Raw genomic sequence first — 16781 nt, 5'->3', positions numbered from 1 at the left:
CCCCATCCCCATGAGAGCCAGGCGCATCGCATCTCCCCTTGGCGTTTCGAGAGCGGTCCTGGCCGCGCTGCTGCTCGTGGGACTGGCCGCGAGCCCCAGGGCTTCCGCCGCGCCGTACACCCTCTTCGAGAGCGGACAGGTCCGGCCGCTCGCGCTCTCGCCGAGTGGCAGGCTCCTCTTCGCCGTCAATACGCCGGACAGCCGCCTCGAGGTCTTCCGGATCAGACCCGGGGGCCTCACCCATCTGTCCTCGGTGTCCGTGGGGCTCGAGCCCGTCGCGGTCGCGGCGCGTAGCGACGAGGAGGTCTGGGTCGTCAACCACCTGTCCGACAGCGTGAGCGTGGTGCAGCTTGCGCTGAACGGACTCGGCGGCACCGTGGTGCGGACCCTGCTCGTGGGTGACGAGCCGCGCGACATCGTCTTCGCCGGGCCCGGGAAGAACCGGGCCTTCATCACCGCCGCGCACCGCGGTCAGAACGTGCCCTTTGATCCCCAGTTCACCACGCCGGGCATCGGCCGGGCCGACGTCTGGGTCTTCGACGCCAACAACCCGGGCACCTCGCTCGGTGGCAACCCGCTGAACATCGTCACCCTCTTCAGCGATACCCCTCGCGCGCTCGCGGCCACGCCCGATGGCTCGCGCGTCTACGCCGCCGCGTTCCACTCCGGCAACCGCACCACCATCATCCACGAACTCCTCGTGCCCAACGGTGGCGAGGCGGACGGAGGCGTACCGGGCCCGAACATCAACTTCGAGGGGAAGGACGCTCCCGAGACCGGCGTCCTCGTCAAGTTCAACGGCCAGGACTGGGTCGACTCACTGGGCCGTCCGTGGACGGAGCATGTGAAGTTCTCCCTGCCGGACAAGGACGTCTTCGTCATCGACGCCACCGCCAACCCGCCGGAGCAGCTCTCGGGTCCGGCCGGGTTCTACTCCGGCGTGGGCACCATCCTGTTCAACATGGCCGTCAACCCGGTGAACGGGAAGGTGTACGTCAGCAACACCGAGGCCCGGAATGATCTGCGCTTCGAGGGGCCGGGCATCTTCGCCGGAACCAGCCTCCGCGGGCACCTGCACGAGAGCCGCATCACCGTGCTGAGTTCCTCGGGCGTCGCGCCGCGGCACCTCAACAAGCACATCAACTACGACGTCTGCTGCGCTCCCATCCCCAATCCCGAGAATGAGAAGAGCCTCGCGCAGCCGCTCGGCATGACGGTGACCTCCGACGGCGCCACCCTGTACGTGGCCGCGTTCGGCTCCTCGAAGATTGGCGTCTACGCCACCGCGGCGCTCGAGGCCGACACGTTCGTGCCGAGCACGGCGAACCAGATCCTCCTGAGCGGCGGTGGCCCCACGGGGATGGTGCTGGATGAGGCCCGCGGGCGCATGTACGTGCTGACGCGCTTCGACAACGCCATCTCCATCGTCAACACCGCCACGCGCCAGGAGATCGCCCATCTGCCCATGTACAACCCCGAGCCGGCGAGCGTGGTGGCGGGGCGTCCGTTCCTCTACGACGCACGGAAGAGCTCGAGCCACGGCGACTCGTCGTGCGCGAGCTGCCACATCTTCGGCGACTTCGACAGCCTGGACTGGAACCTCGGCAATCCGGACGAGTCCTACAAGGAGAACAAGAACCCCATCGTCCAGGTGCCGATCGAGTTCGGTGACGATCCCACCTTCGGGCAGGACGCCAACTTCCACCCCGTGAAGGGACCGCTGTCCACCCAGAGCCTGCGCGGGATGGCGAACCACGGTCCGATGCACTGGCGCGGAGATCGCACCGGCGGGAACGCCGCGCCGAACGTCCAGCCCGACAGCGGGGCATTCGACGAGGTCGCCGCGTTCAAGCAGTTCAACCCGGCGTTCATGAACCTGCTCGGGCGGCACGCGCAGCTCACGCCCTCGGAGATGCAGCAGTTCAGCGACTTCATCCTCCAGGTGATGTACCCGCCCAACCCGGTGCGCAGCCTCGACAACTCGCTCACACCGGCGCAGCAGGCGGGCAGGGACTTCTTCATGAACACCGTGAGCTTCTTCCACGGTCCCTGCAACTCCTGCCACCGGTTGGATCCCAACGCCAACCCCAGCGCGGGCCCCTTCAAGGGCTTCTTCGGAACGGAGGGTGGCTCGGCCTTCGTCGGCACGGCCATCTTCCCCAAGACCCCGCACCTGCGGAACGTGTACCAGAAGGTCGGAATGTTCGGCGTGGACTACGACTTCGGCTTCACCAGCCCCGACCCCTTCCTCGGTGATCAGGTCCGCGGCTTCGGCTTCAACAGCGACGGCTCCATCGACACGCTGTTCCGCTTCAACAGCGGCTTCGACTTCCATCCCATCTTCAACTCGGTGGGCATCCCGAATACGCCCGAGGGCGTGCAGATCAAGCGCGACATGGAGCAGTTCCTGCTCGCCTTCGACAGCAACCTGGCGCCGATCGTCGGTCAGCAGGTGACGCTCACGGCCAGTAATTCCTCCGTGGTGGGTCCCCGCATCAACCTGTTGATGGCGCGTGCGAACGCCGGCGAGTGTGACCTGGTGGTGAAGGGCCGGATCGCCCTGGACGAGGTGGGCTTCCTCTACCAGGGCGGCGGACGCTTCAAGAGCGATCGGCGGGCCCTGCCTTTCATTCCCGACGCGGCCCTCCGCCTGCTTGTCTCCGCGGGCGGCGCGTTGACCTATACCTGTACGCCTCCCGGATCCGGCCAGCGCATCGGAATTGATCGCGATCTGGACGGGTTCCTCGACGGCGACGAGCGGGCCGCTCGGAGCGATCCGGCGGACCCTGGCAGCACCCCCTGAGCACGCGCACCCATGGTCATGCAGCACGCTTCTCCCCCGAATGCCCGGTCATCGCTGGCCCGCTCGACGCTCATCAAGATGGGCGTACGCATCGCGGTACTCATCGCCCTGACGACCCTCTTCAGCTACCTCCACATCCTCAACTCCTTCCGCACCGAGGTCCTCTCGCAGATGGAGCGGAGTGTCTCGGAGCGCAGTCAGCGGGAGCAGGCCATCTTCGTGCTGGCGCAGGACAACCACGCGCTCCTCAAGAAGGAACTGGAATCGCGGATCCTGGCCATGCGCCAGCAGGACCCCCGGCCCCGCTTCGACAGCCTGTTCGTGTCCTTGCCGGATGGGACGATCCGCAACAACCGCCAGACCTTCGACGGCACGAGGTTGCCGGGGGTCTACATTCCCAGGGGCGTGAAGGTCGACGACGACTTCCGCCGCCGGGTCCTGGCCTCGTATGACGTGGTCTCTCAGTACGGGCCCGCCTTCCATACCCGGTTCACGGACACCGGCGTCATGCTGCCGGAGGGCGTGGTGGTGGGGTACTGGCCGGAGGGGGCCACCTACTTTTTGGACCTCGATCCCGCCTTCTCGATCGTGGACCTCGAGTATTTCACCCAGGCCCAGCCCCGGAACAATCCGAGCCGGGCGTCGGCCTGGACCGGCATCTTCGAGGACGCGCCCAGCAAGACCTGGATGGTCACGGTCTCGACCCCGCTGGACATGGAGGGCCGCCATGTCGCGACGATCTCCCATGACGTGCTCCTCAATGAGCTGATGACCCGGACCATCAATGACCACCTGCCCGGGGGCTACAACATGCTCTTCCGGGACGATGGTCTGCTCATCGCCCACCCCGAGTTGAGGGTGAAGAGCGGGGTGGAGCCCTACAACATCCAGCATGACGCCCGGCAGCCCGAGCAGGTCTTCGAGCGCTCGAGCACCGCCGAGCAGCGAGCCCACCTTCAGGCCATCTTCGAGCGGGTGAAGAAGCGTTCGCCCGGCGAGACGGTGCTGGAGCTGCCGGAGTTCAATGAGTTCATCGCCGTGGCCCGTCTGGAGGGTCCTGGCTGGGACCTCGTCACGGTGGTTCCCGAGAGCGTGGTGTCCTCGGCCGCCTTCCGGTCCGCGCGCTATGTGCTGCTGTTCGGCGTGGTGTCGCTGCTGATGGAGCTGGGCATCATGTACTGGGTGTTGAAGCAGCAGATCACCGAGCCGCTGCTGACCTTCACCCAGGCGACCGCGAGGTTGGCCTCGGGTGACTTCCAGGTCGGGCTGGACACCTCACGCGGGGATGAGCTGGGGCAGCTCGCGCATGCCTTCCAACGGATGGCCCGCGAGGTCCAGCGGCGCGAGGAGGCCCTGCGGCAGGCCAACGAAGGGTTGGAGCAGCGGGTGGAGGAGCGCACCCGGGAGCTCAAGGATGTGCACCGGCAGCTCGTGGAGACGGCGCGGCAGGTGGGCAGGGCGGAGATCGCCACCAACGTGCTGCACAACGTGGGCAACGTGCTCAACAGTGTCCTCACCTCGGCGCTGCTGGCCAGGGAGCGGCTGGCGGGGCTGAAGATCGAGAACGTGGAGCGGGTGGCGAGCCTGCTTCAGGAGCACCGCGAGGAACTCGCGACCTTCCTCACCCAGGACGAGCGCGGGCGCAATGTGCTGCCCTTCCTCAGTCAGCTCGGGCAGCACATGCTGGTGGAGCGTCAGGAGATCCAGACGCTGCTCGGCGACGTGGGCCGGCACACCGAGCACATCGGCGCCATCGTCAAGTTGCAGCAGCGCTACGCCCGGCTGCCTCAGCACCTGTTCGAGCCGGTCAGTCTGGGAGATCTGGTGGAGGACGCCCTGCGCATCAACCAGGCCGCGCTCGGCCGCCACGGTGTCCGGGTGGAGCGGAACCTGGAGGACCTGCCCCCCGTCGTCACCGAGAAGCACAAGGTGCTGATGATCCTCGTCAACCTCATCAGCAACGCCAAGTACGCGCTGGATGCGGTGCCCGAAGAGGAGCGGTGCTTGAGCGTGAAGCTGGGGCGCACCGCCACCGGCCGCATCCGCCTCGAGGTGCGGGACAATGGCGTGGGCATCGCGCCGGAGATGCTCACCCGCATCTTCCAATACGGTTTCACCACCCGCGAGGAGGGGCACGGCTTTGGCCTGCACTCCAGCGCGCTGGCGGCCCAGGAGCTGGGCGGCTCACTCAGTGCTCACAGCCAGGGGCCGGGGCAGGGGGCCGCCTTCATCCTGGAGCTGCCTCCCCACCCCGAAGAGCAGCGTGAGCGGTTGAGCGCGTAGGCTCAGTGGATGGCGGCTCGCAGGCCGATGTGGCTCAGCACGTCGGCCTCGTGGATGAGCAGCTCGTCCAGCCGGGTGCGCACCGAGGCCTCGTCTCCGTTCGCCGCGGTGACGGCCAGCCGGTAGAAGAGCGACTGGTGGCCATCCTCGGATTGGGCCAGCTCTCCATAGAAGCGGCGCAGCATGGGGTCCTCGAGTCCCTCGGACAGCAGCGAGAGGCGTTCGCACGAACGGGCCTCGATGACCGCGGCCACCAGCAACCGGTCCACCCTGCGTCCCTCCGCGGAGGTCCGGACCTTCTTCTGCAAGCCCTGTGCGTACGGGTCTCCCGCGTCGCGGCCGAGCGTCAGGCCCCGGGCCTCCATCAGGTCCAGCACGCGGGCCAGGTGCGCGCTCTCCTCGCGCGCCAGCCGCGCCATTTGTGCGGGCAGGCCGGGCAGATCCGGGTACACCTGAAGCAGCGAGAGGGCGTTGGCCGCCGCCTTCTTCTCACAATGGGCATGGTCCACGAGCACCTCGTTGAAGCGCTCGAGCGCGAGGGGCAGCCAGCGGGGGTCGCTGGGGACGCGGAGGATGACGGGGCCTTCTCCCGAGAGGGGACGGCGTTCAGGCGTGGGACGGGACATGGTGCACTCCGGGGGCGCGGAGTGTAACCGCCCCGCTCGCCGAAGCTACTCCGCCAGCACCAGGCGCTGGGTCCGGCCGGCCAGGTAGCCGACCTTGCGGGCGATTCTTGCCAGGGACTCGTTCTTCTCCTCGATGCGCAGGGTGAGTCTCGGCAGCGACGACAGCAGGAAGCGGGAGATCTGTCCCAGGCACAGTGTGGCGTGGCCCTTCCCCCGCTGCGACGGCACCGTGTAGAGCGACTCCAGCTCCGCTCCGAACTGCGAGCGGCTCCCGATGTCCACCTTGAACACCAGCTCGCCGTTCTCCTCCAGCACGTAGGTGCGCCTCGCCCTCACTCGCTGCGCCACCCGCGCCTCGAAGTGTGGATCCTCCGCCAGCGCGTCCCGTTCGTAGATCTCCTTCACCGCCCCGATCGCCAGCGGCATCAGCCGCGGGACCTCATCCTCGCGTGCCAGCCTCAGCAGTGGGTTCGTAAAGGGTCCCAGGTCATCCGCCGACACGGAGAAGAGGCGGTACGTCTTCGACAGCCGCGGCTTGCCCGCGCACAGGCTTCGCACCAGCGCGTCCACCGCCGGCTTCTCGCCCACGGTCGCCTTGAGCCTCACGCGCTCGGCCAGCGCGTCCGCGATGACTCCGGTGTGCGCGCCGTCACTCGCCGAGGGCACCACCAGTCCGCCCCCGCCTCCCACGAAGACCGCCGCGGTGAGCGTCTTCCCATCGAAGCGCCCCCAATAGGTGATGCTGCTGCGGTGGTCGCCCGAGGCGATGCCGAACTCCTGCAGCAGCCCCAGAAGGTAGAGGTTGTGGACCGGATCCTTCGCGAGCAGTGCCCGCAGCGCATCGCTGTCCCGGGCGGCGAGTTGTTGGACTGTGACGGGCATGTCGCGCGATCGGGAGTACACCATAAGCCCCGCCGGGGCTTTCAAGGGCCTCCGTCCTTACCGGGGCCGGAAGTGGAACGGTTGGGTCAGGGTGAGGGGTGCTTTCCCAGGGGGAGCGGAAAATTGTGCGTCGGCGAGAGCATCGAGGAGGCAGGCGAGCACGAAGGGATCCCTCAGGGTGCTCTCCACCACCTCGCCCCGCTGGAAGCTGCCCCGGTCTCCCTTCGCTTCGAGAGTGAAGCGCAGCTTCACTGTCTGTGGACCCGGGTTGCGCACCGACGCGTCGGCGAGGCACCCGCGCACCCAGGGTTGGACGGAGGCCAGGGCCACGCGGACCTCCTCCCTGCTCCAGGTGCCCGGGGGTGGATCCGCCAGCAGCTCGTCCTCCGGCGGTGGAGGAGGGGTAGGGGCTGGGGTGGCTGTCCGGGAGGGGGTTCCCGCGGGCTTCGGCGGGGGCTCGAGGGGTGGGGGCCGGGAGGGCTCGGGCGGGGCGGGGACGTCCACGGCGACGGCGTGTGCCGGCGTGTCCCTCGTGAGCCAGAGCGCCAGCGCGCTCAGCGCCACGAAGGGGAGGACCACCCAGAGGAAGACGGCTCTGCCCGACATGTCCACCTTCAACCCCGGCCCCGGTGGCTCGCGTTCCCACGGGGCCTCTTCTCGCTTCAGTCGAGGCCCAGTGCCTCCTTCAACAGTTCCTCCCGGGCGACGACGGGCGAGCGGGGGAGCAGCTCGGGACGGAACCGCCGCACCAACTCGTCCAGGGCCACGGGCGCACCATCCCCTAGCCCGCTCCACGCCGCCAGCAATCCGAGCACCCGCTCCACCGGGATGCCCCGCTCGCGCAGCTCGGCCACCGCGAAGGCGCCCTCCCGCTTGGCCAGCCGCTTGCCATCCTCTCCGTGGACCAGGGGCACGTGCCAGAAGCGCGGCGGCGGGTGGCCGAGCGCCTCGTAGATTTGAAGCTGTCTCGGGGTGGAGGACAGGAGGTCGTCTCCCCGGAGCACATCGGTGATGCCGCTGGCCGCGTCGTCCACCACCACGGCGAGCTGGTAGCTGGCCACCCCGTCGTTGCGGCGCACCACGAAGTCCCCCACCACCGTGGCCACGTCCTGGCAGTAGCGCCCGTATAGCCCGTCCTCGAAGCACCACTCGCCGGGTGCCGCCCGGAAGCGCAGGGCCGGGACTCGTGAGCGAGCCCGCTCGGCGAGCACCTCCGTCTGGAGGGCCGTGCACGTCCCGGGGTAGCGCGGGCCCTCCTCACTCAGCCCATGGGGGGCGCTCGCCGCCCGGGCGATCTCCGCCCGCGTGCAGAAGCAGGAGTAGACGCGGCCCGACCGTTCCAGCCGCTCCAGGGCCTCCCGGTAGACGCCGTCGCGCTGGCTCTGCACGAGGGGCGGCTCGTCCCAGTCCAACCCCAGCCACTCGAGGTCCCTGTACAGGTCGTCGAGGAATTGCGGCTTGCAGCGTGCGCGGTCGAGGTCCTCGATGCGCAGCAGGAACTGGCCTCCGGCCGCGCGGGCCTGGAGCCAGCCGAGCAGCGCGCTGCGGGCGTTGCCGAGGTGGATGCGTCCGGTGGGGCTGGGAGCGAAGCGTCCGCGGAAGCTCATGGGGTGTGCGGCAGACTAACCATGCGCAGCTTTCCATGGCCACGGGCCTCGCGGTGGGTTAGTCCCGGTCCTGGACCGGGCAAGGGGGCGTACAAGCGCTGCCCGGTGTTCTCTGGATGAACTCGATGCGCTTCCTCCACTGCTCGGATGTCCACATCACCGCGGACTACTTCTCGCTGCCCCTCCTGAAGCTCGGCTGGCGGCGGTGGCTCGCCATGGCCGAGCTGTCCGTGGGCGGGCGCAGCAAGGCCTATGCGCGGGCTCCCGAGACGCTCGCCACCATCGCGCGCGAGGCGGAGCAGCACGGGGTGGACCACTTCATCCTCTCCGGGGACGTCACCGCGTACGCGCTGGAGTCGGAGTTCCGGCTCGCCCGCGAGTCGCTCGGCGCGCTGGCCGAGGACCCGGCCCGTTGCACCGTCATCCCCGGCAACCATGACGTCTTCACCCCGGGCAGCCACCGCGCGGGCCGCTTCGCGCAGCACTTCGGCCACCTGCTGGAGAGCGACCTGCCCGAGCACCGCCGCGAGGGGGCTTTCCCCTTCGTGCGGCGGGTGGGCACGGGAGCCGCGGTGGTGGGCCTGCTCTCCGCGCGGGTGCCCCTGGTGCCCGGCATCGCGCATGGCCACATCGGCCCGGCGCAGCTGGACGGACTGGCGGCGGTGGTGAAGGACCCGAGGCTCTTCGGCCGGGCCCTGCTGGTGGTGGTGCACCACGCACCGCTCACCCACGAGGGCCGGGCGGATCACTACCTCCACGGGTTGAGGGACGCGCAGGCGCTCTTCCGGCTGCTGCCAGGGCCGCGCTACGCGGTGCTGCATGGCCACATCCACAAGCGCTACCACCACCCGGCCACCGCCGAGCGCCCGCACATCTTCAGCGCGGGCTCCTCCACCCAGGCGGGGCGTGAGGGCTACTGGCTCATCGAGGTGAAGGACGGTCAGGTGGTGGGCGGGCAGAAGCACGTCCCCGGTGGGGTGCTCGAGCCCGCCCGGGCTCACGCCTGAAGGCGCGCGGCTGCGTAGCGCCGCACGAAGTGAATCCACCGGCGCTCGTCCACTTCCACCTGCCACTCGCTGTTGGGCGTCAGCGGCAGGCGCTGCTTGAGGAAGGCCTCCAGATGGTCCGCGGCCTTCACCGGCGTGAGGCCCGGCGCCCGGAAGGCGACGCGCAGGAAGACGTCGAGCGAGCCCGCCACCTCGATGACGGCGTAGATGCGCAGCGGACCCACGCGCCTCTGGTACTGCACGTCCTGCCCGGGCACCGAGGACGGCGCCTGATTGGTCGGCAGTGCTGTCGTCCAGTTGGTCGGCTCGAGGGCGAACTCGAGCAGATCGACGCTCGCCTCTTCCAGAGTTGCGTGCTCGTGGATGGAAAGCATGCCCACCTCCCAGGGTGACCGTCCCGCCGAGGAAGAATGTGCCCACGCGCCAAGGGCACGCAAGGGGGCGGGGAGGCCTTCAGGGGGCTCCATCCCGAGACGTCATCCACGCGTCAGAGCCGTGTGGTAACGCGGTGCGCGGGCCTGGCGCCTGCTCTGCTGGTGAACACTCACCGGTGCGTTCAGGGCGGTGCATGGTTGTCCACTGCGCACATCCCCGTGCACCGAATCAACGCGGCGGAGCTTCGTCACCTGCTCGCCGTGCAGGACCGGCTCAGCGTCCGAGCGCTACCGCCGCGAGGAAGCGCCAGGTGATGCGCGAGGCCTCGCCACTGATGATGTCGGCGAGCTCGTCGCGGACACGCGCGTTGCGGTCCGCCGCGCGGAAGGTGCGGTCCAGCAACCGGGGCCGCTCGAAGGCGAACATCAGCTTGCGGTTGAGCAGGAACGCGGTGCGGAAGCGCGTCTGCCAGCGCCGCGCGTAGCCCTGGAGCCCTCGCGCCGACAGGTCTCCCGCGGCCACCGCCTCGGCCACCGCCTCGGCGGCGAAGGCACCCGACTCCAGGGCGAACTCGATGCCCTCGCCCGTGAGCGGGTTGACGAAGCCGGCCGCGTCTCCCAGCAGCAGCGCGCGATCAAAGGTGGTGTGCTGGGCGAAGGAACCAAACGGCAGGTGGTGCCCCTTCACCTTGCCCACGCGCCGGGCTCCGGCCAGCTCCGCCGCCACGTGGGAGCTCGCGCAGAAGCGCTCCATCAACTCGGGCAACTTCGCTCCGGATGCGGCGAGCTGATCCGCGCGCAGGCCCAGTCCCACGTTGGCCCGGCCACCCGGCAACGGGAAGATCCACCCATAGGCGGGCAGCAGCTCCTTCTCCCAGTAGAAGGCCATGCTCCGGGGGCGCGAGAGGCGCACGCCCTCGTAATAGGCGCGCACCGCGAAGGCCCCCTCGTGCTCCGGGAAGTCCGGGGCTCCGAGCGCGCGCCGGACCACCGAGGGCGAGCCATCGCACCCCAGCACGAGGTCGGCGCGCAGGGACTCACCGTCACGGCAGTGAAGGACGACCCCGTTCGCGTCCCGCTCGAGCCCCTCCACCCGCACGCCCTCGCGCAGCTCGGCGCCGGCCTGGACCGCGCGCTGGACGAGCCGCTCGTCGAGCACCTGGCGGGGGATGACGCAGGCCTTGCCGCCGAAGAGTCGCGGCGGGATGGTCACGTCCAACACCACGCCGCCCGGCGAGATGGCGTGGATGGAGTCCACCGGTGCGGCCTCGGTGCCGCCGGGCAGCGTCCCGAGCCCCAACCGCTCCAGCATCCACAGCGCCCGGGGCGTGCAGCCGTCCCCGCAGATCTTGTCCCGGGGGAAGCGGCCGCGCTCGAGCAACGTCACCCGGGCTCCCTGCTGTGCGAGGAACGTGGCCGCGGACGAGCCGGCGGGCCCCGCACCGACGATGGCGACGTGGAGGGAGGAGGAGAGAGGGGAACTGGGGCGGAGTGGGGTGCTCACCATGTGCCTGTTCTACGCTGATTCGAGCTCGTTCCCTCCAGTGGGATTGATGCCGGAATCCGCCATCACGTCTGGACGTCCAGAAGCGAGTCTCATGAATATCTGGGGATGTCCTCCGGAAAGACGCCCCGCTCCGTCAGCGAGACCTCCTCCCGTAGAGGCGAGCCCTCCGCCTCTGTCCTGGCCTGGAGGAGCTCCAGCGAGGCGGCCCGCGAGCCATAGGGCTGCTCCCTCATGGCTCGAAGGCATGCCTGGAGGTCGGAGCGGAAGTCCGCCGCCGTCGCGTACCGCTCGCCAGGGTCGCGGCGCAGGACCTCGTGAACGATGTTCTTCACGGGCTCGGACACTCCGTGGAGGGCCTCCTCCACATGCTCGGGACGCAAGGCAGCGGCGAGCGCCGCCATCTCCCCGAGCGTCGCCCAGCTCGGCCTCTCCGCCCGGACCATTCGCCGTGGGACGGGCCTCCACCGCACCAGGCCGGCCGCTGCTTCCAAGGAAGCCAGACCGTAGAGGCAGTTTCCGGTCAGCGCCTCCAGCAGCACGACGCCCAGGGAGAAGAGGTCCATCCGGGTATCCGGTACCGCCGTCCGGGGCTCCACCAGACGCTCCGGCGCGGCGTACTCGATTTCCCCTCGGAACAGCCCCTTCGGTGTCCGCAGGCGCTGGGGCAGCAGTGAGTACGCCGACGCGAAGTCCCCCAGCTTCACGGAGCCATCCCACCCGATACGGACGCCACAGGGGTTGACCGCGCGGTGGATGATGCCCAGCGGCTGGCCCCCTTCATCCGCCGCCGTGTGAGCGGCGTGCAGCGCCTCGGCCACCGCGCTGGCCATGTAGAGACAGAACGCCTCGGACAGCCACCTGTCCCCCCGCAACACACCGAAGCTGATGGCCGACGCCAGCGAGCAGCCATCCACATGCTCCTTGAGGAGGAAGTGCTTCTCCCCCCGTTGATGCAGGCCGAGAACGCGCTCGATGGCCGGGTGCATGAGCCTTGAAGCGAGCTCCGCCTCCTCCTTCAGCCGGAGGCGTGCCCACTCGGGGGCACGGGAGGGCACCACCTCCACTTCCATCGGTGGGCCCACGTGCCCGCGAGTGCGCGGACGGACCAGATACCGCTCGAGCCCGCTCGGGGTGGTGTCCATCCGCCAGACCACCAGATAATCCGTCCCCTCGTGGGAGAAGAGGACACGCTTCGTGGGCTCCTTCCCATGAGCGGTCTGCTTCCGGGAATCCGAATCCATGCGCGGCAACGCTCCTGCCTCTCGTGGAGGGCGGCTCCTTCCCGACAGCCGGGATGGCCCCTCAAGCTGGAGGCGAGAGGGACTGTACTCCTGAAGTCCGGCGCAGGATAAGGACGTAAAGGGTCACCCACGGGGACTTTCGAGCTGTAAAACGAGCGTGCTCTGCAAAAGCATTTACATCATTTCCTTGGGGTCTTGCCGCCCGGAAGGCATGCCCAGGGCATGCTGGGATGGTTGCGGCCACAGTGGAAATCCGGCCCGCACACCGAGGGGTCCTGGGGGTCGCACGACTTGCGGCATTGGAAGAGGTAGCAGACCGTTCCCTCGGGACACGGAGGTTCGCTTTCGACGCAAAGCCGCAGGCATTCCATCCAGATTTCACCCGGAGCGTCCGGATAGGCGTTGGGAGTGCAGTCCAGTCCCTGTGGGCAGGGGGTTTGTTCACAGTCCTGTCCATGGATGGTCATGCAGGTAGACGGGCTGCTCATCAGTTGGACACAGCGCTGGCCCTCCGGGCAGGAACGGCCTTCACACGTGGGCAGGCATGAAGAGGCCTCGCTTCCCTCCTGACAGAAGTACCCTTCAGGGCAACTGGCAGGCTCGTCCACCTGGCACGGCCGGCCACAGAATCCCTGACAGACAAGCCCGCTTGCGCAGGCGTCCTTCCGGCGAAAAGGTAGGTCTTTGCAAAGTTCCCCCTCCTTGCGCACACCGAGCAGTGAGCAGACGCGAATCAGGTCCTTGTCGTTTTCAGCCGCCCAGGGGATGCAGGCAAAACCCTCCGGGCACTGTTCGTCCTCGGTGCATTTGCTGTCCGTGCAGCGATGGCGGGTTGTCGGCACGTCATAGACGCAGCGGAGCTGCGGGTCGCAGTCCGCGTCTGTGCGGCAGTCATGCTCATAGGTGAGCAGGCTCAAGCGCTCCTCGTGCGAAAGCATGGGGAAGAGGATCTTGCCCCGGGGCAGCGGCACTTGCGTATCGGGCCTGGGCATGGCGATAAAAATCAGCCAGACCAGGGGTAGCGGTAGGAGGGGGCCGACAAGGGCGGCCAATCGAGTACGCCATTTCATGGAGTGTGGCGACCTCGCGTCGAAGGGGACGAGCCTCATTCATGGCGGAAACGCTCCTGCCCCGGAGTGCACGGCACATTGCGGCCCAGCATGAACGGTGAGCCTAGCAGAAGAAAGGCAGGGGCACTACCTTTCGAATCCACCCGTCAGGAGTGACACCAGGGGTCATGCGAGAGAGCTCGCACCCACGTCAGATGTCCGCGTCCCGCGAGGCGCGGACGGGCCACTTTACTCAGCCCCGTGCGGCATCAATCCTCACCGTCGGTCCGGTGGTCGGGCGCACACAGCCAGACATCATCAGAACGGTGTTTACAGATGTATCCTGGTTCACATCCCGTGGAGACGCCGGGAGTACAGGTCTCGCGGCATCGGAACGACTCGCAGACTGTTCCCTCTGGGCAGGGCGGAGTATCCATGAGACCGCAGATTTGCGAGCATCTCATCCATACTTCGTCCACCGGTTGGGGATAATCAGTGACGCTACAGTGTTGTTCCTGGACGCAAGGTGTCCGCTGGCAGTTCTGTCCGTGCACTGTGGCGCAGACGGAGACATGCCCGCCCACGGAGACGCATTGCTGGCCCTCGGGGCAGGTGTGCCCCTCGCACGTGGGCTGGCAGGCTGCGCCCGTGGGATCATCCTCGCAGAAATAGCCTTCCGGGCAACTCATGGGGTCATCCACCCGGCACGGACGGCCGCACCGGAAATGACAGAGCAGGCCTCGCTCGCAGGCATATGGGAGCTTGTGGGTGAACCTTGTGCACACCTCTCCCTCCTTTCGCTTGCCCACCAACGAGCAGGCATTGAGCAGGTCCTTGCCATTCTTGGCTTCATAGGTCTGGCAGGTGAATCCATCCGGGCACTGCAAGTCCGTCATGCACCTGCTGTCCACGCAGTAGCTGTCCTGGGTGACCATGCTGAAGAAGCAGCGCAGCTGCGGATCGCAGTCGGCATCCGTGTGGCACTCCCGGCCGTAGGTGAGCACGTTCTGCCGCTCGACGTCGGTGAGCATCGGAACGACGTTCAGATGCTGAGAGCGCGGTTGTCCCAGGTCGGGGCCAGAGATGGCGGAGAGCAGCCACACCAGTGGCAAGGGAAGGAGAATGCCGAGCAGGCCGGCCAGGAGCGTGCGCCAGTTCATGGTTCAAGGAAGGCGAGAGGCGCGTGAGGTACCGCTCAATCCTTCTTTCTGCTCTTGCTGCTCGGAAGGCATGCCCAGGGCATGCTGGGATGGTTGCGGCCACAGCGGAAATCCGGTCCACACACCGAGGAGCCCAGGGGATCGCACGATTTGCGGCATTGGAAGAGATAGCACACCGACCCGTCGGGACATGGGGGATGGCTTTCGCCACATCTGCGCAGGCATTCCATCCAGATTTCACCCGGAGCGTTCGGATAGGCGTTGGGAGTGCAGTCCAGTCCCTGTGGGCAAGGGGTTTGTTCACAGTCCTGTCCATGGATGGTCATGCACACCGATGCCTTTTCCATCAGTTGGACACAGCGCTGGCCTTCCGGACAGGAATGGCCTTCACATGTGGGCATGCATGAAGAGGCCGCGCTTCCCTCCTGACAGAAGTACCCTTCAGGGCAACTGGCAGGCTCGTCCACCCGGCACGGACGGCCACAAAACCCCTGACAAACAAGCCCTCTTGCGCAGGCATCCTTCCGGCGAAAAGGTAGGCCGTCGCAAAGTTCCCCCTCCTTGCGCACACCGAGCAGTGAGCAGACGCGAACCAGGTCCTTGTTGTTGGCTGCTGCCCAGGGAGTGCAGGCAAAACCCTCCGGGCAATGTTCATCCTCGGTGCATTGGCTGTCCGTGCAGCGATAGCGGGTTGTCGGCGCGTCGTAGACGCAGCGGAGTTGGGGTTCGCAGTCCGCGTCCGTGTGGCAGTCATGCTCGTAGGTAGGCAGGCGCAGACGCTCCTCCTGCGAAAGCATAGAGACGAGGGTCTTGCCCCGGGGCAGTGGTACATGCGTACCGGGTCTGGGCATGGCGAGGAAAGCCAGCCAGACCAGTGGCACGGGCACGAGGAGGGCCAGCACTGCGGACAGTACCCTGCGCCATTTCATCTTCATGTGCTACTCCTCCTCCTCCTCGTCTTGTCGGCACTCGAGCGGGCAGAGTGCCTTTTGATCGAGCGATCTTCTGGAGTAATTCCCACCGCATTTCTCGTTCCATTCTTCATCGCTCAGCTTGCATTGTCGGTGAAGATTCACCATGTCCCGGTGGAGGGCCATCGGGATGGAGCCATTCGGGCCAAAGGTGGGGCATCCCGTCGTCACGGCGAGCAGCGACAACAGCAGCAAAGGTCTTGTCGGCATGGGGCCTCCCTGTGCGCAGCCAGGGTAGCACTGGACGCCGTACGCTCTTGTACGAATGGGGCATGAACCACCTCCATGGGGTTCAAGGGAAGGACACGCCGCCAAAGGTGACGGGGCGCGTCCTGCCTTCCTCCCACAGTTCGAGGACGAAGGCGCCCCGTGCCTCCGCCTCCGACATCTCCGCTTCCACCACCACGCGCTGCCTATTCGTGCCAGGGATGACGGGGGCCTCCTGCCATGCCGTCGCGCTCCATCGCACGCCACTTCCGGACACCAACTCCGCGCCCGCCGCCAGCCAGGACTGTGCGCTCTCATTCCTCAACCACAGCTCCACCGCCACTCGCACCCGTTTGGGCTGCTCCCCATCACCCCCCGTGCCCGGGCTGCTGGCGCGGTAGCTGAAGGGTTGCCACGCTGTGAGTTGCTCTCCGGCAAGCCAGCGCAGAGCCCCAGACAGCCTGCGGGTGACCACGCCCTCCTCGTCCATCTGCCTGGAGACGAGCAGGCCCGTGAGGCCCCCCAGCCTCTTTCTCTCCGCCCGCTCCCGCGCCAGCTCGGCCTGGCACTGCCGCGCCAACTCCCGCTCCTCTCGCGCCTGCTCCTGGCCGCTCTCGGGGGAACGCGGGCGGTACACTTCCACGTGACGTTCAGCCTGGGCCGGGGGCACCACCACCAGGATGAAATCCACGCGCTCCGGCGCCGCCCCATCCAGGAAGCGCACCGGCATCCGCAGCCGCTGCCCTAGCTTCAGCGCACGCGAGGCCATGAGGAGGATGGAGTCCTCCGTCACCGTCACCCGGCGGAAGTGCTCGCGCCCCTCCAGCCAGACGAGCTGCACCTGCCCATCGAAGAACAGGTTGATGGGCGTGTTGGAGCCGATGCGCACCTCATGCTCCTGCACCTGCGGGTCCGCCGACAGCAGGAGTTGGCGCTCCCCTCCGGTGTCCGGGGATGCAGGGCTGGACTGGGCGGCAGTGGGAGCGCTCGCGAGGAGCGCGAGCACGGCGAACAGGGCGGGCACGGGGACGGAACCTCCGGAGTGGTGCAGTGTACCAGGAACC

The 16781-nt window shown here is 67.7% G+C and carries 11 protein-coding genes; 3 read left to right on the top strand and 8 right to left on the bottom strand.

The window, feature by feature from the left end; translation table 11 throughout:
• Window positions 1–10: 10 nt before the first annotated feature.
• Both DAT35_RS19800 and DAT35_RS19795 read left to right on the top strand, forming a co-directional pair.
• Window positions 11–2803: a YncE family protein gene (locus tag DAT35_RS19800; protein ID WP_108068620.1), complete on the top strand. Its 2793-nt coding sequence runs from the start codon at window positions 11–13 to the stop codon at window positions 2801–2803.
• A gap of 18 nt (window positions 2804–2821) precedes the next feature.
• Window positions 2822–5086 carry a sensor histidine kinase gene (locus DAT35_RS19795; RefSeq protein ID WP_233261611.1) on the top strand — a complete coding sequence of 755 codons (2265 nt, stop codon included), beginning with the start codon at window positions 2822–2824 and terminating at the stop codon, window positions 5084–5086.
• A gap of 2 nt (window positions 5087–5088) precedes the next feature.
• Here DAT35_RS19795 and DAT35_RS19790 read toward each other — a convergent pair whose 3' ends face one another.
• Genes DAT35_RS19790 through gluQRS form a run of 4 tightly spaced genes read right to left on the bottom strand, consistent with a single transcriptional unit; the run spans window position 5089 to window position 8201 of the window.
• Window positions 5089–5712, bottom strand: a complete 624-nt coding sequence (locus tag DAT35_RS19790) for a tRNA-(ms[2]io[6]A)-hydroxylase (RefSeq protein ID WP_108068619.1) — start codon at window positions 5710–5712, stop codon at window positions 5089–5091.
• Window positions 5713–5757: 45 nt separating this feature from the next.
• Entirely contained in the window at window positions 5758–6594 is an 837-nt protein-coding gene (locus DAT35_RS19785; protein WP_108068901.1) for a GNAT family N-acetyltransferase, read from the bottom strand.
• 57 nt (window positions 6595–6651) lie between these two features.
• A complete protein-coding gene (locus DAT35_RS19780; RefSeq protein WP_146209790.1) occupies window positions 6652–7200 on the bottom strand; it encodes an AgmX/PglI C-terminal domain-containing protein in 549 nt (182 codons plus the stop codon).
• Window positions 7201–7256: 56 nt separating this feature from the next.
• Entirely contained in the window at window positions 7257–8201 is a 945-nt protein-coding gene (gene gluQRS, locus DAT35_RS19775; RefSeq protein WP_108068617.1) for a tRNA glutamyl-Q(34) synthetase GluQRS, read from the bottom strand.
• Between the two features lie 125 nt (window positions 8202–8326).
• Here gluQRS and DAT35_RS19770 point away from each other — a divergent pair, with 125 nt between their 5' ends.
• Window positions 8327–9208: a metallophosphoesterase gene (locus tag DAT35_RS19770; RefSeq protein WP_108068616.1), complete on the top strand. Its 882-nt coding sequence runs from the start codon at window positions 8327–8329 to the stop codon at window positions 9206–9208.
• On the opposite strand, the gene DAT35_RS19765 is transcribed toward DAT35_RS19770, so the two are convergent.
• The 4 genes from DAT35_RS19765 to DAT35_RS19745 form a co-directional block, all read right to left on the bottom strand.
• Window positions 9199–9582 (bottom strand): hypothetical protein, encoded by a 384-nt coding sequence (locus tag DAT35_RS19765; RefSeq protein ID WP_108068615.1) that lies wholly within the window; start codon window positions 9580–9582, stop codon window positions 9199–9201. The genes DAT35_RS19770 and DAT35_RS19765 overlap by 10 nt on opposite strands.
• A 274-nt stretch (window positions 9583–9856) precedes the next feature.
• A complete protein-coding gene (locus DAT35_RS19760) occupies window positions 9857–11089 on the bottom strand; it encodes an NAD(P)/FAD-dependent oxidoreductase (RefSeq protein WP_108068614.1) in 1233 nt (410 codons plus the stop codon).
• 89 nt (window positions 11090–11178) lie between these two features.
• Window positions 11179–12330 (bottom strand): protein kinase, encoded by a 1152-nt coding sequence (locus DAT35_RS19755; RefSeq protein WP_108068613.1) that lies wholly within the window; start codon window positions 12328–12330, stop codon window positions 11179–11181.
• A gap of 3472 nt (window positions 12331–15802) precedes the next feature.
• Window positions 15803–16741 carry a DUF2381 family protein gene (locus DAT35_RS19745; protein ID WP_158501793.1) on the bottom strand — a complete coding sequence of 313 codons (939 nt, stop codon included), beginning with the start codon at window positions 16739–16741 and terminating at the stop codon, window positions 15803–15805.
• Window positions 16742–16781: the final 40 nt, after the last annotated feature.

The organism is Vitiosangium sp. GDMCC 1.1324 (assembly GCF_003044305.1).
In the GTDB taxonomy this organism is placed as follows: domain Bacteria; phylum Myxococcota; class Myxococcia; order Myxococcales; family Myxococcaceae; genus Archangium.
The sequence above is the reverse complement of the archived record's forward strand: the minus strand, read 5'-3'. Positions and strand labels throughout refer to the sequence as shown.